Origin of the sequence: Bacteroides sp. 14(A), from assembly GCF_000526555.1 — a bacterium.
GTDB lineage: Bacteria > Bacteroidota > Bacteroidia > Bacteroidales > Bacteroidaceae > Bacteroides > Bacteroides cellulosilyticus.
In genome coordinates, this window is the sequence record NZ_JAGH01000002.1 from 1,826,275 (window position 1) to 1,852,326 (window position 26,052).

20 protein-coding genes are annotated in these 26,052 nt (G+C 44.1%); 13 read left to right on the forward strand and 7 right to left on the reverse strand.

The features are described from left to right. The first annotated feature begins 114 nt into the window (after positions 1 to 114). The 5 genes from K429_RS0114245 (at position 115) to rodA (ending at position 5,899) form a co-directional block, all read left to right on the forward strand. Entirely contained in the window at positions 115 to 1,137 is a 1,023-nt protein-coding gene (locus K429_RS0114245) for a rod shape-determining protein (RefSeq protein ID WP_007209637.1), read from the forward strand. Positions 1,138 to 1,146: 9 nt separating this feature from the next. Beyond that, on the forward strand, positions 1,147 to 1,989 hold the full coding sequence (gene mreC, locus K429_RS0114250) for a rod shape-determining protein MreC (protein WP_007219708.1): 843 nt from the start codon (positions 1,147 to 1,149) through the stop codon (positions 1,987 to 1,989). 95 nt (positions 1,990 to 2,084) lie between these two features. Beyond that, a complete protein-coding gene (gene mreD, locus K429_RS0114255) occupies positions 2,085 to 2,585 on the forward strand; it encodes a rod shape-determining protein MreD (RefSeq protein ID WP_007219709.1) in 501 nt (166 codons plus the stop codon). 1 nt (position 2,586) lies between these two features. Further along, positions 2,587 to 4,452: a penicillin-binding protein 2 gene (gene mrdA / locus K429_RS0114260; RefSeq protein ID WP_007209640.1), complete on the forward strand. Its 1,866-nt coding sequence runs from the start codon at positions 2,587 to 2,589 to the stop codon at positions 4,450 to 4,452. Beyond that, positions 4,433 to 5,899 carry a rod shape-determining protein RodA gene (gene rodA, locus K429_RS0114265; protein ID WP_007219710.1) on the forward strand — a complete coding sequence of 489 codons (1,467 nt, stop codon included), beginning with the start codon at positions 4,433 to 4,435 and terminating at the stop codon, positions 5,897 to 5,899. The genes mrdA and rodA overlap by 20 nt, the downstream gene beginning before the upstream one ends. On the opposite strand, the gene K429_RS0114270 is transcribed toward rodA, so the two are convergent. The 5 genes from K429_RS0114270 to K429_RS0114290 all read right to left on the reverse strand — a co-directional run bounded on the left by K429_RS0114270 (position 5,888) and on the right by K429_RS0114290 (position 11,958). Then, positions 5,888 to 6,373, reverse strand: coding sequence for a gliding motility lipoprotein GldH (locus K429_RS0114270; RefSeq protein WP_026367299.1), 486 nt, complete (start codon positions 6,371 to 6,373; stop codon positions 5,888 to 5,890). The two genes, rodA and K429_RS0114270, sit on opposite strands and share 12 nt — an antisense overlap. Further along, positions 6,351 to 7,754: a stage 0 sporulation family protein gene (locus K429_RS0114275; protein WP_026367300.1), complete on the reverse strand. Its 1,404-nt coding sequence runs from the start codon at positions 7,752 to 7,754 to the stop codon at positions 6,351 to 6,353. Before K429_RS0114275 ends, K429_RS0114270 begins: the two co-directional genes overlap by 23 nt. 41 nt (positions 7,755 to 7,795) lie before the next feature. Next, entirely contained in the window at positions 7,796 to 8,914 is a 1,119-nt protein-coding gene (locus K429_RS0114280) for a DNA polymerase III subunit delta' (RefSeq protein ID WP_026367301.1), read from the reverse strand. Positions 8,915 to 9,002: 88 nt separating this feature from the next. Beyond that, complete coding sequence (gene metF, locus K429_RS0114285; RefSeq protein ID WP_026367302.1) at positions 9,003 to 9,956, reverse strand: methylenetetrahydrofolate reductase [NAD(P)H]; 954 nt, start codon at positions 9,954 to 9,956, stop codon at positions 9,003 to 9,005. Positions 9,957 to 10,050: 94 nt separating this feature from the next. Beyond that, on the reverse strand, positions 10,051 to 11,958 hold the full coding sequence (locus tag K429_RS0114290; protein ID WP_026367303.1) for a fimbrillin family protein: 1,908 nt from the start codon (positions 11,956 to 11,958) through the stop codon (positions 10,051 to 10,053). A 397-nt stretch (positions 11,959 to 12,355) separates the two neighbouring features. Between K429_RS0114290 and metA the strand changes: the two genes are divergently transcribed. The 3 genes from metA to K429_RS0114305 all read left to right on the forward strand — a co-directional run bounded on the left by metA (position 12,356) and on the right by K429_RS0114305 (position 16,300). Continuing rightward, on the forward strand, positions 12,356 to 13,273 hold the full coding sequence (gene metA / locus K429_RS0114295) for a homoserine O-succinyltransferase (protein WP_026367304.1): 918 nt from the start codon (positions 12,356 to 12,358) through the stop codon (positions 13,271 to 13,273). A gap of 89 nt (positions 13,274 to 13,362) precedes the next feature. Continuing rightward, complete coding sequence (locus K429_RS0114300) at positions 13,363 to 15,261, forward strand: U32 family peptidase (protein WP_026367305.1); 1,899 nt, start codon at positions 13,363 to 13,365, stop codon at positions 15,259 to 15,261. Beyond that, a complete protein-coding gene (locus K429_RS0114305) occupies positions 15,251 to 16,300 on the forward strand; it encodes a hypothetical protein (protein ID WP_007209650.1) in 1,050 nt (349 codons plus the stop codon). The genes K429_RS0114300 and K429_RS0114305 overlap by 11 nt, the downstream gene beginning before the upstream one ends. 208 nt (positions 16,301 to 16,508) lie before the next feature. Here the strand turns inward: K429_RS0114305 and K429_RS0114310 are convergent, their stop codons facing one another. Then, positions 16,509 to 18,932, reverse strand: a complete 2,424-nt coding sequence (locus tag K429_RS0114310) for a TonB-dependent receptor (RefSeq protein WP_026367306.1) — start codon at positions 18,930 to 18,932, stop codon at positions 16,509 to 16,511. 200 nt (positions 18,933 to 19,132) lie between these two features. Further along, positions 19,133 to 19,762 carry a response regulator transcription factor gene (locus K429_RS0114315; RefSeq protein ID WP_026367307.1) on the reverse strand — a complete coding sequence of 210 codons (630 nt, stop codon included), beginning with the start codon at positions 19,760 to 19,762 and terminating at the stop codon, positions 19,133 to 19,135. 153 nt (positions 19,763 to 19,915) lie between these two features. Here K429_RS0114315 and lpdA point away from each other — a divergent pair, with 153 nt between their 5' ends. From lpdA to K429_RS0114340, 5 genes are all read left to right on the forward strand, one after another. Then, the gene (gene lpdA / locus K429_RS0114320; RefSeq protein ID WP_026367308.1) at positions 19,916 to 21,265 is read left to right on the forward strand and encodes a dihydrolipoyl dehydrogenase; all 1,350 of its coding nucleotides are present in this window, start codon (positions 19,916 to 19,918) and stop codon (positions 21,263 to 21,265) included. Then, positions 21,265 to 22,014, forward strand: a complete 750-nt coding sequence (locus K429_RS0114325; RefSeq protein ID WP_022208202.1) for a hypothetical protein — start codon at positions 21,265 to 21,267, stop codon at positions 22,012 to 22,014. Before lpdA ends, K429_RS0114325 begins: the two co-directional genes overlap by 1 nt. Before the next feature lie 66 nt (positions 22,015 to 22,080). After that, positions 22,081 to 23,454, forward strand: a complete 1,374-nt coding sequence (locus tag K429_RS0114330) for a dihydrolipoamide acetyltransferase family protein (RefSeq protein WP_026367309.1) — start codon at positions 22,081 to 22,083, stop codon at positions 23,452 to 23,454. 19 nt (positions 23,455 to 23,473) lie between these two features. Next, entirely contained in the window at positions 23,474 to 25,510 is a 2,037-nt protein-coding gene (locus K429_RS0114335; RefSeq protein ID WP_026367310.1) for a thiamine pyrophosphate-dependent enzyme, read from the forward strand. 17 nt (positions 25,511 to 25,527) lie between these two features. Next, positions 25,528 to 26,031, forward strand: a complete 504-nt coding sequence (locus tag K429_RS0114340; protein WP_022208199.1) for a flavodoxin — start codon at positions 25,528 to 25,530, stop codon at positions 26,029 to 26,031. Positions 26,032 to 26,052 lie beyond the last annotated feature (21 nt).

The window sequence follows — 26,052 nt, forward strand, 5'->3', positions numbered from 1 at the left end:
TTAGATTTATGATTTATAATTTATGAGTTATGACCGCTGAACAGCAAGAGTTGTAAGCGCCCTCATTATCATCCATAAATTATAAATCATAATTCATAAATCATAAATATTCGCATGGGATTATTCTCTTTTACACAAGAAATAGCGATGGACCTTGGTACCGCCAATACCATTATTACAACCAATGGTAAGATTGTGGTGGATGAGCCTTCGGTGGTAGCTCTCGACCGTCGCACCGATAAGATGATTGCCGTGGGTGATAAGGCAAAGATGATGCACGAAAAGACCCATGAAAACATACGTACCATCCGTCCGCTTCGCGACGGTGTAATTGCCGATTTCTATGCTTGCGAGCAGATGATACGCGGTTTGATAAAGATGGTGAATAATCGCAACCGTCTGTTCTCTCCTTCGCTCCGTATGGTTATCGGTGTCCCCTCGGGTAGTACTGAAGTGGAGCTGCGTGCCGTGCGCGACTCTGCCGAGCATGCCGGCGGACGTGACGTCTACTTGATTTTCGAACCTATGGCTGCCGCTATCGGTATCGGTATCGATGTGGAAGCTCCGGAAGGAAACATGATTGTAGATATAGGTGGTGGTTCTACGGAAATTGCCGTTATCTCCTTGGGTGGTATCGTAGCCAACAATTCCATCCGCATAGCGGGTGATGACTTTACTGCGGACATTCAGGAGTATATGAGCCGTCAGCACAATGTGAAGGTCAGTGAGCGTATGGCCGAACGTATTAAGATCAATGCGGGTGCCGCCCTGACTGAACTTGGTGAAGACGCCCCCGAAGATTATATCGTTCACGGACCGAACCGTATCACGGCTCTGCCTATGGAAGTGCCTGTATGCTATCAGGAAGTAGCGCACTGTCTGGAGAAATCAATCTCGAAGATTGAAACCGCTATCTTGAACGCGTTGGAAAATACACCTCCCGAACTGTATGCCGATATCGTGCACAATGGTATTTATCTGGCAGGTGGTGGTGCATTGCTCCGCGGACTTGATAAGCGTTTGACTGATAAGATTAACATTCCGTTCCATATTGCTGAGGATCCCCTGCATGCTGTTGCCAAAGGTACGGGTGTGGCGCTGAAGAATGTGGATCGTTTCTCATTCCTGATGAGATGATAAAGCCATATGCGAAATTTACTGAACTTTCTTATTAAATACAACTACTGGTTCCTCTTTCTACTGTTAGAGGCAGCCAGTTTTGTTTTATTGTTTCGTTTCAACTACTATCAGCAGAGTGTGTTCTTCACATCTGCCAACAGTGTGGCGGGGAAAGTTTACGATGTTTCGGGAACTATTACTTCTTATTTCCATCTGAAATCTGTCAATGAAGACTTGCTCGACCGTAATATGTGGTTGGAGCAGCGGGTGGCTTTTCTGGAGAAAACGCTGAAAAATAAAGGAATGGACTCTGTTCGGTTGTATAGCCTGGAACGGCTCGAACCGGACGAATACCATATTTTCAAAGCGAATGTCATCAAGAATAGTCTGAACCGGGTGGATAACTATATCACCCTTGATGAAGGAACCTCTGCGGGTATCCGTCCGGAAATGGGAGTGGTAGATGCCAACGGAGTAGTGGGCATTGTCTATAAAACTTCTCCGCATTACTCTACCGTTATTCCATTGCTGAACAGTAAATCGAGCATCAGTTGCAAGATTGTGGGCAGTGAATATTTCGGTTATTTGAAGTGGGAATATGGAGACTCTCGTTATGCTTATTTGAAAGATTTACCTCGCCATGCAGAGTTTAATCTGGGTGATACGGTGGTGACAAGTGGGTATTCTACAGTATTTCCTGCAGGCATCATGGTGGGAACGGTGGATGATATGTCTGATTCTCACGACGGTCTCTCTTATCTGTTGAAGATAAAACTGGCCACGGATTTCGGAAAGGTGAGCAACGTTCGGGTGATTGCCCGTACCGGACAAGAAGAGCAGCAGACATTGGAGAAGGAAGAAGGGAAATGATGGGAGTGATAAGTGTTAGAGTATTTAGTGATAAGCAATTAATGGGGTAACCTTAATTGTCAATTGTCAATTATCAATTGTTAATTAAATAAGAGGTGGTCATCAATTATCTGCATAAAATAGGTTGGTTTATCGGTTTGGTACTATTGCAGGTACTGATACTGAATAATGTGCATATTGCCGGATATGCCACTCCTTTTCTATATATTTATCTCATACTGAAATTTGAGTCGGAAACACCACGGAATACTTTGATGCTGTGGGCGTTTTTTCTGGGACTGACGGTGGATATCTTTTCGGATACGCCGGGTATGAATGCTGCAGCTACGGTGGCACTGGCTTTTTTGCGTCCTACATTCCTACGCCTGTTTGTGCCGCGGGATGCATTTGAGAATATAGTTCCTTCGATAAAATCGATGGGAATTGTACCTTTCCTGAAGTATTTGGTTGTTAGCGTTTTTATTCATCATGCAATATTACTTACCATAGAATTCTTTTCGTTCGCCCATATCGGAACGTTGCTGCTGAGAATTGTGGCAAGTGCGTTGCTGACTATAACCTGTATCATGGCTATAGAAGGAGTGAAGAAGAAGTAAGATGGCAAAAGATTATACACTCGAAAAGCGGAAATTTGTGATAGGTGGGGTAGCAATTGTGATTGTTATCATTTATATCATGCGTCTTTTTGTGTTGCAGATCATGACTGATACTTACAAGAAGAATGCAGATAGTAACGCTTTCCTTAATAAAATCCAGTATCCTTCGCGCGGTGCTATTTATGACCGCAATGGAAAATTACTGGTGTTCAATCAACCTGCGTATGATATCACATTCGTGCCGCGAGAGGTGACGGAACTGGATACTCTCGATTTTTGCCGCACACTGAATATTACGAAAGAACAGCTGCTGAAGCGAATGAAAGATGTGAAGAACCGCTGGATGAATCCCGGTTATTCCAGATATACGCATCAGGTGTTTATGACGCAGCTCTCGGCGGAAGAGTGCGGTGTATTCCAGGAAAAACTCTTTAAATTCCCGGGTTTTTATATTCAGAGACGTACTATCCGGCAATACACTTATAATTCTGCCGGACATGCTTTGGGAGATATTGGTGAGGTTTCAATGAGAGATATTGAGGCTGACGACTATTACATTCGCGGTGATTATGTGGGTAAGCAAGGTATAGAAAAGTCATACGAGAAATACCTGCGTGGCGAAAAAGGAGTAGAGGTTTTGCTTCGTGATGCGCACGGACGTATTCAGGGCCACTATATGGATGGGAAACTAGACCGCCCATCCATACCGGGTAAGAACCTGAAATTAGGGTTGGATATTGATTTGCAGATGTTAGGTGAGCGTCTGATGAAAAATAAAATCGGTGCAATTGTGGCTATTGAGCCGGAAACGGGGGAGATCCTTTGTCTGGTGTCTGCTCCGAACTTTGATCCGCACTTGATGATTGGCCGCCAACGTGGTAAAAATCATAATATGCTGCAGAGAGATAAGCAGAAACCTTTGCTGAATCGTGCTATTATGGGTGTCTATCCTCCGGGGTCTACTTTCAAAACAGCGCAGGCGCTGACATTCTTACAGGAAGGTATTATACAGCCATCCACATCGTTTCCTTGTTCTCACGGATTCATTTATGGAGGTCTGCGTGTGGGATGCCACGGGCATGGATCACCTCTTCCGCTGATACCTGCTATTGCCACTTCGTGTAATGCTTATTTTTGTTGGGGGCTTTATCGCATGTTTGGTGATAAGAAATACGGTTCACCACAGAATGCGCTTACTGTATGGAAAGATCACATGGTTTCTCAAGGATTTGGTTATAAGCTGGGAACGGATTTGCCGGGTGAGAAACGTGGATTTATTCCTAATGCAGGTGTTTATGATAAGGCCTATCGTGGATCATGGAATGGATTGACGGTAATCAGTATTTCTATCGGTCAGGGTGAAGTTTTAAGTACACCTTTGCAAATGGCAAACTTAGCGGCTACCATTGCCAATCGTGGTTATTTTGTGACTCCGCATATTGTGAAGGATATTCAAGATGCAGAATTGGATAGTACCTATCGGGAGCGTCGTTACACTTCTATTGATCGTTCTTATTATGAAGAAATTGTAGAAGGTATGCGGGCGGCTGTTACGGGAGTTACCGGAAGTGCTACTTGCCGTATAGCCGGAACCATACTGCCGGGTGTAGAAGTCTGTGGAAAGACGGGTACGGCACAGAATCGCGGACATGACCATTCTGCATTTATAGGTTTTGCCCCGATGGACAAGCCGAAGATCGCTATTGCCGTTTATGTCGAGAATGGTGGTTGGGGTGCAACCTATGGAGTACCTTATGGTGCTTTAATGATGGAACAGTATTTGAATGGAAAACTTTCGCCTGCCAGCGAGGAAAGAGCGGAAGAAATGAGTAATCGTGTGATAATGTATGGTGACGAGGAGAGATAGTATATGGAAATCACTGGATTGGGTAACGATCTGTGTTTACTTGATTCTGATTGCATTCGGTTGGTTTAGCGTTTGCGGGGCAAGCTATGATTATGGTGACCGCGACTTCTGGGATTTCTCCACTCGTGCAGGTAAGCAACTGGTTTGGATCATTTGCTCTTTCGGATTGGGATTTGTGTTGTTGATGCTTGAAGACAGCGTTTATGATATGTTTGCCTATCTGATTTATATAGCACTTGCCATATTACTTGTGGTCACTATCTTTATAGCCCCTGATACGAAGGGATCGAGGTCGTGGCTGGTCATGGGGCCGGTAAGTTTGCAGCCGGCGGAGTTCGCCAAGTTTGCTACGGCGCTGGCTCTTGCCAAGTATATGAATTCCTATTCGTTCACCATGAAGAACTGGAAGAATATCTTGATGATGGTTTTCCTTATTTTGTTCCCGATGATACTTATTATCTTGCAGCGGGAGACTGGCTCAGCGTTGGTATATACTGCTTTCTTTTTGGTTCTGTATCGGGAGGGAATGCCAGGTGTGGTACTGTTTTCCGGAGTGTGCGCGGTAGTTTACTTTGTGGTAGGTATTCGTTTTGATCAGGTGTTTATTGCCGATACGCCGACGCCGATAGGGGAGTTTGCAGTACTTTCGATGGTCTTGCTGTCTGCGGCAGGAATGGTGTGGGTTTATAAGAAGAAATGGGAACCGGTACGCAATATATTGTTAGTTACCATTGGAGTGTTGTTAATCGCTTATTTTATATCGGAATATGTGACTCCGTTTAATTTGGTTTGGGTGCAATGGGGACTGTGTATGCTGGTAGTTGGGTACCTTATTTTCCTTTCGTTAAGTGAGCGTCATCTTAGTTATTTCCTGATAGGTATGTTTGCTATCGGTTCTATCGGTTTCTTATATTCCAGTGATTACTTCTTTAATAAAGTATTGGAGCCTCACCAGCAGATACGTATCAAGGTGGTATTAGGCATGGAAGAAGATCTGGCTGGTGCCGGATACAATGTCAACCAGTCGAAGATAGCTATCGGTTCCGGTGGCCTGACAGGAAAGGGATTCCTAAACGGTACTCAGACTAAGCTGAAATATGTACCCGAACAAGATACGGACTTTATTTTCTGTACGGTAGGTGAAGAAGAAGGATTTATAGGTTCTACTGCCGTGCTACTCTTATTCCTTATATTAATACTCCGTCTGATTGCTGTGGCGGAGCGGCAACCGTCTACTTTTGGTCGAGTCTATGGGTACTCGGTCGTTAGTATATTCCTGTTCCACTTATTTATTAATGTAGGCATGGTGCTGGGATTGACACCTGTGATTGGTATTCCGTTGCCATTCTTTAGTTATGGCGGTTCTTCGCTTTGGGGATTCACCATCTTGCTGTTCATCTTCCTGCGGATTGATGCAGGACGTAAAAAGAGACTGTCAGCGTTTTAATTTGATTCCTACATCATTGATACCGGGAAGAACTTCGTCCGGTAGAAGGTGTATAATTTTGAAGCGGTATTCCCCGGCTTTTCCAATACGGATGAAGCCTGCTGGGAGAGTTGATTGATATAACCCACCCCAGCCATCTCCTAACCAAATACCTGCATTGTCAGCAAGTCGCAGCTCCAATGTATCCCGCTTGATATTTGGGACTTCCGGGCTGTCGTAGTAGATGAGTAAGGGCAAATTCTGATATGGATAATTGTTCCGGTTTCTTACTTCTACGGATACATTGTAGAGTGTAGCGGAGTCTGCAACCGAAACATTGAAGAATAGTGTGTCATTCCGCTGCCAGCCTTCCGTTGGCAGGGATTGAAAAGAATGATATACAGTCTGTTCATCGCAGGCTGTGTAGAGGCTTGCGATGAACAGCAGTATTAAACTCTTCAGGAGAGATGTTTTATTCTTGGGCTGGTTTTTCATTTCCGGCTGGTTTCTCTCCTTGTGGTCTGGGTGGATTGTTGGGTCTGGGACCTCTATCAACACGTTGTCCATCTCCTCGTTCACGATTTTTTTGCTTGTTGCGTCTGACCTGATCGCCTTGTAGTCTGGGTTGGTTCCCCTGTTGCCTTGGTTGCTCGCCTTGTGGTCTGGGAGTACCTTGTGGGCGTGGTTCACCTTGTGGGCGTGGTCTGGATTGTTGATCTCCAGGTTGATTCGGATTTCCTTTTTTCTTTTTCTTGCGGTTGTTATTACCGCTGTTTCCATTCCCGCCACCGTTATTTTCTCCGCCATTTTTACCTTTACGACTACGGTCGAAGCGGGTTAAGCTTTCCTGTTCCAACAAATCTATCGGCTTCTTGGGTTCCACTTGGCGTGCTTCTTCTACAAGACTTTCTGGCTTAGTACCCCGTTTGTTCATACCGATGATTTCAAATGCACGCTTACCACTGATTGTTACCAGATTGGCAGGAATGTTCTTGTCGGTAGAGTAGGTTATCTGATTGCTTAGAATATCTGCCTTGAAGAAATAGAAAGTACCGTCTTTGGTTTCCAACTCGATCTCCCTGGAAGGAAGACGTTTCTGAGCTTCTACATAGCAGTCCACTTCATAGTTGAGACAGCATTTCAGTTTGGCACATTGTCCTGCCAGTTTTTGCGGATTGAGAGAGATATCCTGATAACGGGCGGCACTTGTGGATACTGACACGAAAGAGGTCATCCAGGTGGCACAGCAGAGCTCGCGTCCACAAGGGCCGATACCACCAATTCGTCCGGCTTCCTGACGTGCGCCAATTTGCTTCATTTCAATGCGGACATGGAAAGCATCTGCCAATACCTTGATCAGCTGGCGGAAGTCTACACGCTCATCGGCAATATAATAGAAAATAGCTTTGTTACCGTCTCCCTGATATTCCACATCACCGATTTTCATGTTGAGATTCAGGTTGAGGGCAATCTGTCGGGCGCGTATCATGGTGTTATGTTCGCGTCCTTTGGCTTCATTGTATTTGTCCATATCTACCTGTTTGGCTTTACGGTAGATGCGCTTGATATCAGCCTCAGACTTGATGTTAGCTTTTCTCATTTGTAGCGGAACAAGGCGTCCGGTTAGGGTCACCACACCGATGTCATGTCCCGGTGTTGCTTCTACGGCCACGATGTCGCCCTTTTCAAGAGGTATATGGTTGCTATTGCGGAAATATCCTTTGCGGGTATTCTTGAACTGAACTTCTACCAGATCGCTTTCTTCTCCGTTTCCGGGAATATCGGCCAGCCAGTCGTAGGTGTTCAGTTGCTTGTCTTGCCTGCCGCAACTTTTGCAGCAGAGACTTCCGCTTCCGTTATGTAGTTTAAAATCCATTTTTTTATTTATGATTGAGATTACTACTATATATCTGATTTCTACTGTTTCAGTAGAACTATCATTTTCAATGAAAAATCAAAAAAGACCATCCTTGCATTTACATTTTGCTCAATATGTATCTGCGCTTCGCTCAATTCATCCATCATTCCCGTTACATTCCGTTCGTTGATAAAAGGGGCGAAGCGGGTGGCAAAGTTTTGTTCGGGCAGAGTCATGTAACTCATCTCTTTGCAATGTAGGTTATAGATAAAATTCTCGCGTATCATACGCTGGGCGTATGTCAGAAAGTTCTTCTGCCGTTCACGTCCCATGCCTGCCAGTTGCTCACTCCATTGCTTCATTTCACGTATCTTCCGTTGATAGGAAAGACGCATGAGGCTGACAAAGAGTTCAAAGAACAGTTCATTTTCTTCGTTTAGGTGGATGGTTTCCAATGCTTTGATAAAGTCACCGTTGGCAAGATGCGCCAAGGTGAAACTATCATTAGGACGTACGCCGTATTTCTGTTGCAAGGCGTTGGCAATATCCGTTTCTTCTATTTTACGGATGTTGAAACGTTGCGTACGGCTCAGGATTGTTGGCAGTATCATGTCCGGAGTTTCGGATATCAATAGGAATACTGTCTTTTCGGGAGGCTCTTCCAGAAGTTTCAATAACTTATTGGCACAAACTACGTGCATTTTCTCCGGTAGCCAGACGATAGTAACCTTGTAGCCACCTTCGCTTGATTTCAGACTGAGCTTGCGCACTATCTCGTCACTCTCTTTTGCATAGATGATGGCTTGTCCGTTTTCAGCATCCATCTCATTCAGCCAGTGGTTGAGACTGAAATAAGGACTGTTCAGCACCAGATGGCGCCAGTCAGCTATGTAATCGTCGCATACTTCTTTTTTTCCTTTTTTTACGATGGGAAAGACGAAGTGTACATCCGGATGTACCAGCTTATTCCACTTTACGCAGGAGGGACAAGTGCCACAGGCATCTGTATCTGTACGGTTCGGGCAACAGATGTAACGGGCATAAGCCATTGCCAACGGAAGTTTTCCCACTCCCGATGGACCGCAGAAGAGCTGAGCATGAGGAATACGCCCCTCTTGCACTTCCTGCCGGAGTCGCTGTTTGGCTGCTTCTTGTCCTATTACCTCTTTGAAAAACACGATATTATATATAATTTAATTATCAATTACTAATTATCAATTAGATTACTTCAACTCTCAACTCTCCATTCTCAACTTTCAACTTCCCCTAGTATACCAGCTTTGCAACTTCTTTTATACTGTCTACTGCACCGATGGAGTAGAAGTGAATACTAGGTACTCCATGTTCCACTAATTCCTTACATTGCTTAACACACCATTCGATGCCTACTTGTTTGGCTTCTTCATCCGTTTTGCATTTCATCGCTTCGTATGCCAGTTCTTCGGGCAAGTCCACTTTGAATGTCTTGGGTATCATGGTGATTTGAGATATCTTCTTGAACGGTTTGATACCTGGAATGATGGGAATGGTAACTCCGGCTTTCCGGGCACGTTCTACAAAGTCGAAGTATTTCTGGTTATCATAGAAAAGCTGTGTGACTGCATATTCTGCACCGGCTTCCATTTTCTTTTTCAGCCAGTAGATATCAGTGTCAATATTGGGAGCTTCTTCGTGTTTTTCGGGATAACATGCCACGCCATAGGAAAATGGTGTATTGGTTACTTTCATTTCCGAGCCATCTACGAAAATACCTTTATTGAAGTTATTGATCTGTTCTTGCAATTCAATGGCATGGTGGTAGCCATCGCCTTCGGGAGTGAAGACGGACTCATGTTTTGCTTTATCCCCACGTAGCACCAGTAAGTCGGTAATACCCAGGAATTGCAGATCGAGCAGTACATATTCCGTCTCTTCGCGGGTGAAACCACTGCAAAGAAGATGCGGAACTACAGTAATATTATATCTGTTTTGGATAGCGGCAGCTACGGCAACAGTCCCTGGGCGGCGGCGCAAGCGATTGCGCTGAAACAAACCGTTTCCCAGATCTTTGTACACATATTCGCTGCGATGTGTGGTGATATTGATGTATTTCGGGTCAAATTCCCGTAAAGTATCTATGGTGTCGTACAGCTTTTCGATGCCTGTGCCTTTCAGCGGTGGCAGTATTTCAAAAGAGAAAGCTGTCTTCTCGTTGCTGTGTATCAGGTCGATAATTCTCATTTCTTTTTCGTTGTCTTTGTTCGGTGAACAAAACTTATTTGTACATTGGGAACAAAAATACGAAAAAGAAATGAGATATGCTTTTATTGTTGGGCTATTCTTTTATACAACGTATAGGAACAGCTATATAATAATCTTTATCTTTCACTTTATTACTGCCAGTGTCGTTAATATCGTTTGATGTACTTTTCATGAAAATAACGGTTTCTGTCAATCCATTCACGTCATCTCCTATCCAATAGAAAGCTGCGGCAGACTCATTTATCAAAGTTGTTTTATTTCCACTTTCTGTATACACTCCGTAAGGATAAAAACTTAATCCAGTCTCGTTAGTGGCAGGGGATACGATATCTCCCGCCTTAAATGGTATCCAATCTCCTGTTTTTAAAACAGAAATATCATTCTTGATATACTGCCTTAGTGAATCCCAATTTCCGTTATTAGGTATTTTCCATCCTTCTGGAGCTAAGTTACCAGCTAATATAGCTTCTCCATTATAGAAGTATATTTCATCTTTTTCGGGTTTAAAATAACCCGCTCCCTTGCCTAATTCTACTTGTTTAGTAAGAGGAGTGCCATTTCTGTATGTAGTTGCGCACAAGTCTTTCTGCATCCAATATTGTATGCCTATTTTTACTATAGGATATTCTTTTAAAGTTCCATTCCTGATATCTCTAATCGTATGTCGTATAACATTTATATCCAAAGGCTTTTCGGGTTTTATTAATGTGATTATTCCTGATTCATTCAGGTAGAATTTATCAATTTTTCCAGAAGTACCTGTAGTATATGTAAACGAATTATCTTCTGTATTCCAACTTATTTTTCCTCCATTGATCTCTCTTTCATCATCTAATAGTTGTAGTACAGTTCCATTAGTAAGGTCGCTTTGTTCATCGGCTCCGATAGGATAAATAGTGATTGCTTGTGAACTAATATTATCTGACCTAAGATACTCTTTGCAAATTTCTACAATAGGTTTACCGCTACTATATACTTTATAAACATTTGATTGGGTAAAAGATAATGCGGCAATATGTATTACTGTAGTTTTGCCGCTATTATCTGTTTCCTTACCTTCAACAGATGTCCAGTCTTCTATGTTGCCGGTTATTCCTGTCAATATATGACTGGTAGTCTGCATGGCTGCTATGTCCAGGTCACATTGTGTATTTTCTGTTATTGTTAATTCCGGCATTGGGCATGTGTATAGTTGTCCGTTCCAGTCCATGACGAATGATTGTATATCGGATTTTATGTCTTGAGGAATAATGATAATCTCTTTTCCTATGAGTTTCCCGTTTTTTATACTCCATGTTCCGTAAGGAATAATATCTGTTTCTTCTTTATGATTTGTAAATTCCCCTGTGGTCAAATTATAGTCGGCTTTATTATAGAATCCGGTAGCAATGATTCGTGGATTAGCACTTAGTAAACTTTCAACAGTTTCATCTCCTTTGGGGGTAAGTGTTATGTTGAATTTGACTAATTTATGATAGAACTTCAGTTCAACAGCTTTTTCACTACTTGCCACTTTTGACTGTGTTGCGATTAGAAAATCTGATTGTGAACGTTTAATAGGATTGCTTTGATCTGACTGTATAGAGATTGGAATAATGGAAGAATTGGCAGATATCTCTGTTGGTAGGTAAGGGGAATAACTGATAAAGTCAAGAGTTGCATCTCCTACCGGATAGAAAACTGTTTTTTGGGGGATAAGCGTACTACTTCCTGTACATTCTAACTGCAAATTGTTGATATACCTTTCTTCTGCAATAGAAGTGGAGGATAGCATTGCGTATAATCCCACTTTATCTCCTTTCTCGAAGGTTGTATTTGTCACTCGTGTACTCGTTTTATTGATCTTTGTTGAAAATGTGATAGGGGTAGTTCCTGGAGAAGTCTCTGAATCTAACTTATTGACACAAGAAGAAATAGGTAGAAAAAGAGAACATAATAAAACAGAAATCAATCTGTTACTTTTAATAGTTGTTTTGCTCATTTGTTGCTATTTTATGAAATACAACTGTTGTATTTCTAGTTAGTACGTAGCTCTATCTGTTAATTAAAGCATCGGAATATCTGAGGTGGGTAAGGACCATAATTGGTATAAGAAAGTCTGTGGCTTTGGGATGCTAATTAATTGAATTCACGCTTGAATTCCAGTTCTATTCCATCTTAATGTTTTTCAATGTTCATTAACTCTGTTGGTTGACAAAGGTAAAATAATAATCTAAATATCTGAAAGAATAAACCAGTTTCTGTTAAAAGTATTTTTATCTTCCTTTGTATGAAGTGAATAAATGAATAGCTTTTGTCCCTACATTTTCATTCTTTCGCGGGAGATTTCAAAATTATCAGTACCTTTGTACTCTAAATTAAAGATAATCTGATAACTTATGCCATTAAATTTACCTGATAAGCTGCCGGCGATAGAGTTGCTGAAAGAAGAGAACATATTTGTTATTGACAACTCCCGCGCCACGCAACAGGACATCCGTCCGTTGCGCATCGTTATCCTGAACTTGATGCCTTTGAAGATTACCACGGAGACAGATCTTGTGCGTTTGCTCTCCAATACACCGCTTCAAGTGGAAATCTCGTTCATGAAAATCAAGAGTCATACATCAAAGAATACGCCTGTAGAACACATGCAGACATTCTATACTGACTTTGAAAAGATGCGTGGCGAGAAGTACGACGGTATGATTATCACCGGTGCCCCTGTAGAACAATTGGATTTCGAAGAGGTGACTTACTGGGATGAAATAATGGAAATATTCGATTGGGCGCGTACGCATGTTACGTCCACTCTTTATATATGTTGGGCTGCACAGGCCGGACTTTATCATCATTATGGAGTACCCAAGTATGCGTTGGATAAGAAAATGTTCGGCATATTCGAGCATCGTCCTTTAGATCCGTTACACGCTATTTTCCGCGGTTTCGATGATATGTTCTATGTACCCCATAGCCGTCATACGGAAGTACGGAAAGAAGATATCTTGAAAGTGCCGGAACTTACTTTACTTTCGGAATCGGAAGATGCAGGCGTACACCTGGTGGTAGCACGTGGTGGACGTGAGTTCTTTGTTACCGGACATTCGGAATACTCTCCACTCACGCTGGATACGGAATATCGCAGGGATGTGGATAAAGGTCTGCCCATTGAAATACCTCGTAATTATTATGTGGATAATGATCCGGACAGAGGTGTGATGGTACGTTGGCGTGCCCATGCCAATCTGTTGTTCTCTAATTGGTTGAACTATTTCGTTTATCAGGAAACTCCGTACAATATTAACGATATAAAGTAGCTACAAGCTACGGGCTACGAGTGACAAGACCTTGCGGTGTATAGCGTATCACTCGTAGCTTGTAGCCTGTAACTTGTAACTAAAACGATATGATAAAGCAACGGAAGATAGAGTTACTAGCCCCTGCCAAGAACATGGAATGTGGCATTGAAGCTATTAACCACGGTGCGGATGCAGTGTATATCGGTGCACCTAAGTTTGGCGCACGTGCAGCAGCCGGCAATTCGTTGGAAGATATAGCTGCTTTGGTGGCTCATGCCCATTTATATAATGCTCGGATTTATGTGACTGTCAATACCATCTTAAAAGAAGAAGAACTGGCAGAGACGGAGAAAATGATTTGGGATTTGTATCGTGCGGGAGTAGATGCCCTCATTGTGCAAGATATGGGAATCACTCGCTTAAACCTGCCGCCTATTCCCTTGCACGCCAGTACGCAAATGGATAACCGCACACCGGAGAAAGTACGTTTCCTTGCAGAAGCCGGTTTCCGGCAAGTAGTATTGGCACGTGAACTTTCCCTTCAGGAAATCAGCCATATTCATAAAGCTTGTCCGGAAGTGCCGTTGGAAGTATTTGTACATGGAGCACTTTGCGTTAGTTATAGTGGGCAATGTTATGTCAGCCAGGCTTGTTTCGGACGTAGTGCCAACCGGGGAGAATGTGCACAATTCTGCCGTTTACCTTTCAGTCTGGTGGATGCCGACGGAAAAGTAATTGTACGTGATAAGCATTTGCTATCTCTCAAAGATTTGAATCAGAGTGATATTTTGGAAGAGTTACTTGATGCAGGTGCCACTTCGCTCAAGATAGAAGGCCGTCTGAAAGATGTTTCTTACGTAAAGAATGTTACGGCTGCTTACCGCCAAAAGCTGGATGCTATCTTTACACGCCGTAAAGAATACGCCCGGGCCTCTTCCGGTACTTGTAATTATACATTCCGTCCCCAGTTAGATAAAAGTTTTAGTCGTGGATTTACGCATTATTTCCTGCACGGACGCAGTGAAGAAATCTTCTCTTTCGATACTCCGAAATCCCTCGGTGAAGAGATGGGCACCATGAAGGAACAACGCGGAAACTACCTCACAGTAGCCGGATTGAAATCATTCAACAACGGTGACGGTGTTTGTTATATCGATGAGCAAGGACGCCTGCAAGGCTTCCGTATCAACCGTGTAGATGGAAATAAACTCTATCCGGCAGGTGAGATGCCTCGTATCCGTCCGCGTACTGTGCTTTACCGTAACTATGACCAGGAGTTTGAGAAGTTGCTGGCACGTAAGTCTTCCGAACGAAAGATTTCCGTATCCTTGCTTTTGGCAGATACTGCCTTCGGCTTTGCTCTGACTGTCACGGATGAGGATGATAATAGCGTTACACTTTCTTTCCCTCATCAGAAAGAACCTGCCCGTACCCCGCAGGCAGATAATCTGCGTACTCAACTCAGTAAATTGGGAAATACTCCTTTTGAAGCCGGAATATTAGCGGATAATCGTTCGCCTGAAACAAATTCCGCCATAGAAATCCGCTTTTCAGATAATTGGTTTCTTCCCGCTTCCGTAGTAGCCGATTGGCGCCGTCAAGCCGTAGACAAGCTGGTTACCGTTCGCCGTATTAATTATCGGCAGGAAGTGGCAGTCTGGAAACCTACAACTCATGCTTTCCCTTTGTCGGGAACTTCTTCTAAGACAACAGCTTCCGCTACTTCATTAACGTACCTCGGTAATGTAATGAATGCCCGTGCCGCCTCTTTCTATACCGATCACGGCATTGCTACCGTAGCTCCGGCTTATGAGAAACAATCTGTACCGGGTGCTGTTTTAATGTTCTGCAAGCATTGTTTGCGTTATAGTATGGGTTGGTGCCCTACTTATCAGAAGGGACGTTCACCTTATCGGGAGCCTTATTATTTGCAAGGAACTGATGGTAAGCGCTTCCGCTTGGAGTTTGATTGTAAGAATTGTCAGATGAAAGTATATGCGGAATAAGAGAGAACATATTCGTTATCACCACAGAGCGGTACAGAGTAACACTGAGTTTCTTAAATATCAGAAAAGACTCCGTGCAACTCTGTGCTACTCTGTGGTGATAGCGATTATTATCAGTCTGGTTTCCTGCCGTTACTCCCGTCCCAATCTGGATGATGAAGGTATCAGTGATAAAACCCGCGACTCTCTGACCTACCTTTACGACCGGCATTATACGTTGAATACGAATCTGGAAGTGGTGCAGGATTCCGTGGTGCTTGCCTGTCTGCCGGTGAAGGATTGCTACAATACTCTGTATAGAGGAGACCGTGTAGTAGTGGCCGAATTTGCCATTCATTCTGCTGATAGTGTGGACAGTGTTTGGGTAAAACTGGCTCATTCCCAGGAGATACAAGGCTGGATCGGGGAGCGGGAAATGATGCAAGCTTTTGTACCTACGGACAGTATCTCACAATTCATTTACTTGTTCAGTGATACGCATGCTTCTTACTTCGTGATTATTTTCGCCTTGTTTGTCGGTGCCTGGGTGTTCCGTTTGTTCCGTCGGAAGCAGTTGAAGATTGTTTATTTCAATGATATTGATAGTGTATATCCGCTTTTGCTCTGCCTGTTGATGGCATTCAGTGCTACGGTGTATGAGACGATGCAAGTTTTTGTGCCCGAAACGTGGGAACATTTCTATTTTAATCCTACGCTTTCACCTTTCAAGGTGCCGTTTATTCTCTCGGTCTTTTTGCTGAGCATCTGGTTGTTTATCATTGTACTGCTGGCAGTACTCGATGACTTGTTCCGTCAGTTGACTCCTGCCGCTGCCGTATTTTATCTGTTGGGATTGGCATCTTGTTGTATCTTCTGTTATTTCTTCTTTATACTGACTACACAAATCTATATCGGCTATATTTTCCTTGTTGTTTTCCTTGGGCTTTTCCTAAAGCGAATGTGTGCCACACTTGTCATTTACCGCTATCGTTGCGGGCGTTGCGGACAGAAATTAAAAGAAAAGGGGCCTTGCCCAAGTTGTGGTGCTATCAATGAATAATAGGGTGTAGCAAGTTCTCTTAACCCTTTCATGCTTATGATACTTACTTTTCCCCTCTTTCCTGCTTAGATGTAATGTAAAAGATGGCATCTTTTGCTGCGAAAGATACCATCTTTTGATGTTAGAGATGCCACCTTTTGCGACAAAAGATGCCATCTTTTGCATAACGGGTTAGGGAGATGTATGGGGACGGAAGTAATGATCTCTATCAGAACCTGCAACGTAGTTCGATTCCCGCCTGTATGGGGCGGCCTTTCTGCATGAATCCGTTGCCCATGCTTTCAAAGTAGAAAGCAGCGTAGTCTTTATCCAGTGCATTGCGAACCCAGAAGTCAATCTGTCCGTTGCCTTTTTGCAGGCTGAGGCGTCCGTTCAATGTGCCGTAGAAAGCTTGGCTGATATCATTCTGCTCGGTCCAATAGATACGTCCTGCACCGGTGTAGTTGGCATTAAGTTGAATACGGTCCAACCAATGTCCCGGGTTGATGCGGAAAATGTATTGTCCGCCCAGGCTCAGGGTGTGCTTCGGAACGAAAGGAACATAGTTGCCGTTGTAACTTATTTCTTCTAATTTACTGTTGGTTGTTATGTAATCTTTGAATGTGGCATAAGTATAACCGTAGCTTGCAGTCAAGGTAAAGTTAGTGGTAACTGCACCCATCAGAGATATTTCTGCTCCCAGGCTGCGGCTCTTTCCTGCATTTACCGTCTCGCGTCCAAGTCCGCTCTGGGCGAAGCGGGAAATCTGCTGGTCGCGCGTTTCAAGCCAGAACAGGGCGGCATCGGCACGCAGACGGTTTTGAAAAAGGTTTAGGTGAGTCCCTATTTCATAGTTCCAGGTTTGTTCCGGTTTATATACGGTGGCAGCCCGGGCATCCGGGTTTTCGCCGGCATCGGGTATAAAGTTCACCATATCTTTAAGGTTTTCGGGAACCTGGGACATGATTTCATCTTTGGTCAGCCTCATCATATCGTTCTTCAGACTCGCTTGCAACAGGTCGGAGAACATCTGGATGTTGTATCCTCCCGAACGATATCCTTTGCTGACGGTGGCGTATACATTTCCGAGGTTCTTCGGGAAGTCATATTGCAGGGCGAACTTTGGCAATAGTTGCAGATAATCCTTGCTGATGGAGCCTTGATAACGTGAGGTGACGGTCAGTGCTGTTTCCGGCATCATGGAAACGGGCTTTCCTGTGGGCGCTCCGTTCATCATCATCTGGCCCGTAATACCTATGGTGTAGTCCATTGCTGTACCGGAGTTATAATCCATCTTCATTTTCTCATAGTCCAGTCGAAGGCCAGCGGTGAATGATACTCCATCGATACCGAATAAATCTCTGAATGTGGATTGGTGGAACAGAGCTCCGTTCAAAAGCGGTGTCTTGAAGTCTCCGTTGATAGGCAGGCGGGCGCTGGTTACTTTCAGTGCGGGCATGATGTTCATATTTCTTCCGGGTCCCATCGGTACCTCAACCAGTGCGGGGATGAAGTTTCCCAACATCTGATCCATCATTGCCATACCATCTTCTTTGAATGTGACTGGTGCAGTAGTATTTAGCCATTGGTAGAAACCGAAAATGCCTGTAGCCCATTGCCAACGGTGGCTTTCCTTGCTCTTCATTACGATTTCTTCACTGATGGTGTTGATGCGCTGCTTCTGTTCGAGGGTATAGGTGTTTTTAGCTGTGAAATCCTGATCCAGAAACATACGATCCTTTAGATGCTGATATCCGGTTACGGCACTGAGTGTGAAATTCTGTGCCTGGTACTCTACATTAAGTCCGGTATTCAACAGGTTGCGGTAATAGCTACTTTCATCATTGTAAGCCGTTTTGGCTACATCTCCGGTTTCTTTATTGTAGAGTCCATACGGGTAACCGCCTTGGTCACCATATTCATAACTTACATTAAAGTCGAGCTTCCAATTGTCGCTGGGCAAGTAGATGGCGCGGATACGTCCACCGGCAGACTGCCCTTTATCTACCTTTTTATTGTTGAGCGCTGCATTGCGGAAGAAACCGCCTTCGTATTCATAAAATCCTCCAGCCGAGAATGCAAAGCGCTCATTCATCCGGTGATAGTGAGTGACGGAAGTATTGTATTGATTGTGTGTACCTGCCCCTATCCGGAAGTCAGTACCTTGATAAGAGAAAGGAGATTTGGTATGTACTTTAATAAGTCCACCCATCGCATTTCGTCCGTACAATGTACCCTGCGGACCGCGCAGCACATCAATACGCTCGATGTCGGAATAATTGAAATCGAATGCGGATTTATCTATATAAGGTATATTGTCAACATAGAGGCCTACGGAGGGAGTATTGATGCGAGAACCGATACCACGAATGTAGACGGCAGATGTCAGTCGCGAACCGTAATCAGGAATAAATATATTCGGGACCAGTGCTGTCAGGTTCTTTATGGAGTTCACTTGTGCAGCTTGCATGTCTTGTTGCGAAAGTAAGGTGACGGCATTGGGTAGCTCGCGCAACTTACGGTTTTCTTTAGGTGCTGCAATGATGAGAACCTCTTCAACGTCCACTATTTTCAGGGTATCCACTTCTTCTGCCGCAATGTTTCCTATAGGTAGGAGTGCCAGGGCAAAAATCAACAATTTACTTTTATCCATTCTTTGTCTTTTAGGATAAATGATAATTTAGCGGCGTAGTTATGCTATTCTGACTATCTCAATTCCCCTCCTCCGACGGAGGAGGAGAATTTAAGATACTTCCGCGTAACAATTCTCTCGCCGATAAATTATCATTTATAGGTTTCTGGTTGCAAAGTAAGGGCATTTCCCCTGTCTCCGCAATCCTCATTTATTAGGATTTAGATACGGTCTGCTTCAACGTACCCGTGCATTACAGCATAAATCGTCAGTCCGGCCACTGATTTAATGCCCAGTTTCTCCGTAATATTCTTTCGGTGGGAGATGACGGTAGTCAGGCTGATATTCAGTTTATCGGCTATTTCTTTATTGATAAGTCCTTTGGTTATCAGTACCAATACTTCTATTTCGCGGGGAGAAAGATCATGTTCGCTGTCGGCATGAGGATTACCGCACGGATGTGCTGTTACACCGTGGGGATGTCCGTGAAGGTGGCTGTGAGGATGCCCGCCTTTGTGTCCGAACTGATGCAGTTGCAGGATGTTCCTTATTAGTGTTTTTTCGTCCTGATAAATATTCAAGGTCGGTATTCCTGCCAGTTGAGGCTGATTGTCACCGTTTGCCAATACAATGGTCTTGGGCTTGCGCGGTAGGAAAAAAGCGGTATGCTCAAAATATATCTGTGCTGAAACGAAATAATGCGCGTACATATCGGGAGTATCGTCCATCAGTTCCTCGAACGAACTGAATACACGGATGACGGCCATCGGGATAATTTCTTCCAGAAGGCTTTGCAATCCCATACATGATAAGGTGTTGGAGTCAGCAATTGCTATTTCGGGAGCTACCATAGTATTTCTTAAATTTCTGCAAAAGTACAGATAAATTTTAGGATGTAGGCTATTGTGATTGAAAAACAGTAACTTTCCTTAATAGGTTGTCATAGAACTTTGCGCTCTTCTCTTTTGTTGTTAAGTATATAATTTACTTAATACTACTGATTTATGAAATATGATATAGCTATCATTGGCGGTGGCCCTGCCGGATATACGGCAGCCGAAAGAGCGGCTGCAAACGGGCTGCAAACTGTTTTGTTTGAAAAGAAAGCTATTGGCGGTGTTTGTCTCAATGAGGGGTGTATCCCTACCAAAACTCTACTCTATTCTGCCAAGTTGTGGGACAATATGAAAGGCGCGTCCAAGTATGGCATCTCTGTGCCCGATGGTTCGTCATTCGATATGAAAAAGATTATCGACCGTAAAGATAAGATTGTGAAAAAGCTGACCGGTGGTGTGAAGATGACCGTCAGTTCTTACGGTGCTGTTATTGTGCCGCAGGAAGCCGTTATTGTGGGTGAGGCGGATGGACGTTTTCAGCTTTCGGCTGCCGGCGAAGTATATGAAGTAACCTATCTGTTGGTATGTACAGGTTCCGATACATTGATCCCTCCCATTAAAGGATTATCTGAAATTGATTATTGGACATCAAAGGAAGCATTGGAGATCACAACTTTGCCCCGTTCACTTGTCATTATCGGCGGTGGTGTTATCGGAATGGAATTCGCCTCTTTTTTCAATAGCATGGGTGTGCAGGTGCATGTTGTTGAAATGATGCCCGAAGTATTGGGCGCTATGGATAAGGAAACCAGTGGCATGCTACGTTCGGAATATCAGAAGCGTGGGGTTAATTTCCATTTGAATGCCAAAGTAATTGAAGTCGGCAAAGAGGGTGTCACTATTGAAAAGGAAGGTAAGACTGCACGTATCGAAGCCGAAAAGGTACTCGTCAGTGTGGGTAGGAAAGCTAACTTGTCCCAGGTCGGTTTGGATAAACTGAACATTGAACTGCTGCGCAACGGTGTGAAGGTGGATGAACATATGCAGACTTCCCATCCTCGTGTTTATGCCTGTGGTGATATTACCGGACACTCTATGCTGGCACATACTGCCATTCGTGAAAGTGAAGTTGCCGTCAATCATATCCTGGGAGTGGAAGACCGTATGAATTACGATTGTGTACCCGGTGTGGTGTATACCAATCCCGAAGTAGCGGGAGTAGGTAAGACTGAGGAAGAACTGAAAGCATCCGGTATCAGTTATCATGTACAGAAGCTACCGATGGCCTATTCCGGTCGTTTTGTAGCCGAGAATGAATTGGTGAACGGGCTTTGTAAGTTGATATTGGACGATGATGATCGGGTGATAGGCTGCCATATGTTGGGAAACCCTGTTTCCGAATTGATTGTTCTTGCCGGACTTGCCGTGCAGCACGGATATACGGTGGAAGAGTTTCAAAAGACTGTTTTTCCGCATCCGACGGTCGGTGAAATCTTCCATGAAACTTTGTTTGCGTAATGTTCTGTATTGATAATCGCTGTACGGATATTTATTTTAATCTGGCAGCAGAAGAGTATTTGTTGAAGCAGAAGCGAGGTAACTTCTTTATGCTTTGGCAGTCGGAACCTTCCGTAGTGATAGGGAAACATCAGAGTGTGGCGGCGGAAGCGGACGAGAGGTTTCTGGATGAAAAGGGAATAACCCTGGCACGCCGTTTCTCCGGTGGAGGTGCTGTATATCATGACCGGGGAAACATTAACCTGAGTTTTATTGAAACCGTAAAGCAGCCGGACTTTGTATATTACCTGCAACAGGTCGTCGATTTCCTCGAAAAGGTAGGCATCTCAGCTTATGCTGACCAGCGTCTGGGCATTTATGTGGACGAACGGAAAATATCAGGTAGTGCGCAGTGCATACACAAAGACCGTGTGATGTATCATTGTACTTTGTTGTTTTCTACTGATCTGGGTACGTTGAATGCGGCATTGAATGGCGATCCGGATATGGAAAGCCGTTTACCGGGCTCTCGTACTATGCGTGCAGTACCTTCCGTACGGAGTGAAGTTGCGAATATAAAAGACTTTTTGTCTGAGCCTATGGACATCAAGCGTTTCATGCATTTGCTCTTTCACTCCTTTGTGGATGATGACGATAACCGGATTTACCGCTTCTCTGCCGGAGATATGGAAGCCATCGAACGGTTGAAAGCGGAAAAGTATGCCTGCAAAGAGTGGATATATCATAAATCCGCATTAACTTTTACTTAAGTTAAAAACTTACTACTCAGTTGTTTGTTGTATATATAATAAACCGAGAACCTAAAACTTAACTATATGTCAAGATTTGAAATAAAGATGCCCAAATTGGGTGAAAGTATAACCGAAGGTACCATCATCTCATGGTCGGTACAAGTAGGAGACATCATCAAAGAAGATGATGTGTTGTTTGAAGTAAATACCGCTAAGGTTAGTGCCGAAATACCATCTCCGGTAGAAGGTAAAGTCGTGGAAATTTTATTTAAGGAAGGAGATACCGTAGCTGTGGGTACGGTGGTGGCTATTGTCGATATCGGAGGTGAAAACTCCGAGGATGAGGATAGCGTAGAGGTTCTCCAAAGTTCCGCCACTGATGAGAGTGTTGCAGTTGTTTCTAAGGCTGCCTCTGAGGAAACTCCTCAAGTCAAGGCTGTAAAATCGGAAGAAGAGCGTTGGTATTCGCCTGTAGTTCTTCAGTTGGCTCGTGAGGCCGGCATTCAGCCTAAAGAACTGGATACTATTCCGGGTACCGGATATCAGGGACGGGTGAGCAAGAAGGACATCAAGAGTTACATTGTCCGGAAACAAAGTGGTGGTACCATCACGGCACAACCTGCTGTTAAACCAAGTCCGCAACCTGTTGCAAGCGTTGCACCGCAACCGGTAGCTACAGCACCTGCCCAGTCGTCTGCTAAACCAGCTGTAACTCCTGAAGTACAACGTACTACACCAGCTTCCGGCACATTCTCAGCAGAAGGTGTTGAAGTAAAAGAGATGGATCGTGTACGCAAGGTGATAGCCGACCACATGGTAATGTCTAAACATACTTCCCCGCACGTAACCAATGTTGTGGAAGTGGATGTAACGAAACTTGTAAAGTGGCGTGATAAGAATAAAGATGCTTTCTTCCGTCGTGAGGGAGTGAAACTTACGTATATGCCTGCCATCACAGAAGCTGTGGCGAAGGCGCTGGCTGCTTACCCGCAAGTGAATGTATCGGTAGAGGGATATAATATCCTGTTCAAGAAACATATCAATGTCGGTATTGCCGTTTCTCTGAATGATGGCAATCTGATTGTTCCGGTGGTTCGTGATGCCGATCGTCTGAATCTGAACGGACTTGCCGTAGCCATTGATTCACTGGCACTCAAGGCTCGTGATAATAAGCTGATGCCCGATGATATTTCCGGTGGCACTTTTACGATTACGAACTTCGGTACATTCAAGTCTTTGTTCGGTACACCTATCATCAATCAGCCTCAGGTAGCTATCCTGGGAGTAGGATACATCGAGAAGAAGCCTGCCGTAATAGAGACCCCGGAAGGGGATGTGATTGCCATCCGTCATAAGATGTATCTGTCCCTTTCTTATGACCATAGAGTCGTGGATGGTTCACTAGGTGGCAACTTCCTCTATTTTATTAAAGATTATCTGGAAAACTGGAAAGAATAACTTAATACCCTTGATAAGTATGAAAAAGTACAATATAAAAACCACAGATGTGGTACTGCTGAAGAAATGGTATTACCTGATGACGCTGGGGCGTGCGCTCGATGAAAAGGCGCCCGCTTATCTGTTGCAGTCCCTTGGCTGGTCCTTTCACGCTCCGTATGCCGGACATGACGGGATACAGTTGGCCATCGGACAAGTATTTACCAAAGGAGAAGATTTCCTTTTTCCTTACTACCGTGATATGCTGACTGCCCTTTCCGCCGGAATGACGGCAGAAGAACTTATACTGAATGGTATCTCCAAAGCTACTGATCCGGGAAGTGGCGGACGCCATATGTCCAATCACTTTGCCAAACCCGAATGGCATATTGAGAATATATCCTCGGCTACAGGTACGCATGATCTTCATGCAGCCGGTGTGGCACGTGCAATGGTATATTATGACCATAAAGGAGTCGTTATTACTTCACACGGCGAATCTGCTTCATCCGAGGGCTTTGTCTACGAAGCTGTCAATGGTGCCAGCCTTGAACGCCTGCCCGTTATTTTTGTATGGCAGGATAATGGATATGGTATATCTGTTCCGAAGAAAGACCAGACGGCAGCCCGTAAAGTGGCGGATAACTTCTCCGGATTCAAGAATCTGAAGATTATCCATTGTAATGGAAAAGATGTGTTCGACTCCATGAATGCCATGACTGAGGCTCGTGAGTATGCATTGTTGAACCGGAATCCGGTAATCGTACATGCCAATTGTGTCCGTATCGGTTCCCATTCCAACTCTGACAAAGATACTCTGTACAGGGATGAAAATGAACTGGCTTATGTGAAAGAAGCTGATCCGTTGCTGAAGTTCCGCCGGATGCTGTTGCGTTACAAGCGTCTCACCGAGGAAGAACTGAAAGAAATAGAGGAGAAAGCAAAGAAAGACCTGGCTGCTGCCAATCGTAAGGCGCTGACAGCTCCCGATCCCGATCCTAAAACCATTTTCAACTATGTATTGCCGGAACCTTACGAACCGGAAAAATATAAAGATGGAACACATCGTGAGACAGAAGGAGAGAAGAAATTCTTTGTAACTGCTATCAATGAAACGCTGAAAGCAGAGTTTCGCCATAATCCTAATACCTTCATCTGGGGGCAGGATGTTGCCAATCGGGATAAAGGGGGCGTGTTCAATGTAACCAAAGGAATGCAACAGGAATTTGGTGAAGCTCGTGTATTCAGTGCACCTATTGCCGAAGATTATATTGTCGGCACAGCAAATGGTATGAGTCGTTTTGATCCTAAAATCCGGGTAGTGATAGAAGGTGCGGAGTTTGCCGACTATTTCTGGCCTGCCGTAGAACAATATGTGGAATGTACTCATGAATATTGGCGTAGCAACGGACAGTTCGTTCCTAATGTAACTTTGCGTCTGGCTTCCGGTGGTTATATCGGTGGTGGACTCTATCACTCGCAAAATCTGGAGGGCGCTTTGGCTACTTTGCCCGGAGCACGGATTGTTTGTCCATCCTTTGCTGATGATGCTGCCGGACTGCTCCGTACAAGTATACGTTCTCGTGGTTTTACACTGTTTATTGAACCGAAAGCATTATATAATTCCGTAGAAGCAGCCACCATTGTCCCTGATGATTTTGAAGTTCCTTTTGGGAAAGCGCGCATTCGTCGTGAGGGCAGTGATCTGAGTATTATCACCTATGGTAACACAACGCATTTCTGCTTGAATGTTGCCGAACGTTTGGAAAAAGAAGGTGGCTGGAGTGTGGAAGTGATTGATATCCGTTCTTTGATACCGTTGGATAAAGAAACCATTTATGAGTCTGTGAAGAAGACCAGTAAAGCCCTGATTGTTCATGAAGATAAAGTCTTTGGTGGCTTCGGTGGTGAGATAGCAGCCAGTATTGGTACAGACTTGTTCCGTTACCTGGATGCACCGGTACAGCGTGTAGGCTCTACCTTTACTCCTGTAGGTTTTAATCCGATACTGGAACGTGCCATTCTGCCGGGTGCAGATAGAATTTATGAAGCAGCCAAGAAGCTGCTGGAATATTAATTTAATAATAAGTTATTATGAAAGAGATAGGATTATTTTACGCAATGAATGCTGCCAAGACTTCTCATATCGCAGAGAAGATACGCGAGAAGCTCGGACACAAAGAAGTAGAAATGATCATGATAGAAAAGGCTTGGCAGAATGATTTCCAGGCTTATGATAATCTGATAGTAGGTGCTTCCACCTGGTTCGACGGTGAATTGCCTACCTATTGGGATGAAATGATACCGGAGATAGAAAGCCTCGATCTGAAAGACAAGAAAGTTGCTCTCTTCGGACTTGGTGACCAAATCGGTTATCCCGATAATTTTGTTGACGGCCTGGGAATACTGGCTGATGCCTTTGAAAAGGCAGGGGCTATCCTTGTCGGATTTACGTCTGCCGAGGGTTATTCATTTAACCGGTCAAGAGCCTTGAGGGATGGTAAATGGTGTGGACTGGTGATTGATATAGAGAACCAGTCGAAGCTGACGGATAAACGTATAGCGGACTGGTGTGAACAGTTGAAGAAGGAATTCTGATAAATTATCAAGGAGGGTATA

What these genes read in the sequence shown, in the direction of transcription:
- rodA (WP_007219710.1), top strand. Translation starts at nt 4,433, where the DNA reads ATGGTGACGAGGAGAGATAGTATATGGAAATCACTGGATTGGGTAACG.
- K429_RS0114270 (WP_026367299.1), bottom strand. Translation starts at nt 6,373, where the DNA reads ATGAAAAACCAGCCCAAGAATAAAACATCTCTCCTGAAGAGTTTAATA.
- lpdA (WP_026367308.1), top strand. Translation starts at nt 19,916, where the DNA reads ATGAAATATGATATAGCTATCATTGGCGGTGGCCCTGCCGGATATACG.
- mrdA (WP_007209640.1), top strand. Translation starts at nt 2,587, where the DNA reads ATGGCAAAAGATTATACACTCGAAAAGCGGAAATTTGTGATAGGTGGG.
- K429_RS0114275 (WP_026367300.1), bottom strand. Translation starts at nt 7,754, where the DNA reads ATGGATTTTAAACTACATAACGGAAGCGGAAGTCTCTGCTGCAAAAGT.
- K429_RS0114290 (WP_026367303.1), bottom strand. Translation starts at nt 11,958, where the DNA reads ATGAGCAAAACAACTATTAAAAGTAACAGATTGATTTCTGTTTTATTA.
- K429_RS0114305 (WP_007209650.1), top strand. Translation starts at nt 15,251, where the DNA reads ATGCGGAATAAGAGAGAACATATTCGTTATCACCACAGAGCGGTACAG.
- K429_RS0114335 (WP_026367310.1), top strand. Translation starts at nt 23,474, where the DNA reads ATGAAAAAGTACAATATAAAAACCACAGATGTGGTACTGCTGAAGAAA.
- K429_RS0114310 (WP_026367306.1), bottom strand. Translation starts at nt 18,932, where the DNA reads ATGGATAAAAGTAAATTGTTGATTTTTGCCCTGGCACTCCTACCTATA.
- mreC (WP_007219708.1), top strand. Translation starts at nt 1,147, where the DNA reads ATGCGAAATTTACTGAACTTTCTTATTAAATACAACTACTGGTTCCTC.
- K429_RS0114245 (WP_007209637.1), top strand. Translation starts at nt 115, where the DNA reads ATGGGATTATTCTCTTTTACACAAGAAATAGCGATGGACCTTGGTACC.
- metA (WP_026367304.1), top strand. Translation starts at nt 12,356, where the DNA reads ATGCCATTAAATTTACCTGATAAGCTGCCGGCGATAGAGTTGCTGAAA.
- K429_RS0114300 (WP_026367305.1), top strand. Translation starts at nt 13,363, where the DNA reads ATGATAAAGCAACGGAAGATAGAGTTACTAGCCCCTGCCAAGAACATG.
- K429_RS0114330 (WP_026367309.1), top strand. Translation starts at nt 22,081, where the DNA reads ATGTCAAGATTTGAAATAAAGATGCCCAAATTGGGTGAAAGTATAACC.
- K429_RS0114325 (WP_022208202.1), top strand. Translation starts at nt 21,265, where the DNA reads ATGTTCTGTATTGATAATCGCTGTACGGATATTTATTTTAATCTGGCA.
- K429_RS0114315 (WP_026367307.1), bottom strand. Translation starts at nt 19,762, where the DNA reads ATGGTAGCTCCCGAAATAGCAATTGCTGACTCCAACACCTTATCATGT.
- K429_RS0114340 (WP_022208199.1), top strand. Translation starts at nt 25,528, where the DNA reads ATGAAAGAGATAGGATTATTTTACGCAATGAATGCTGCCAAGACTTCT.
- metF (WP_026367302.1), bottom strand. Translation starts at nt 9,956, where the DNA reads ATGAGAATTATCGACCTGATACACAGCAACGAGAAGACAGCTTTCTCT.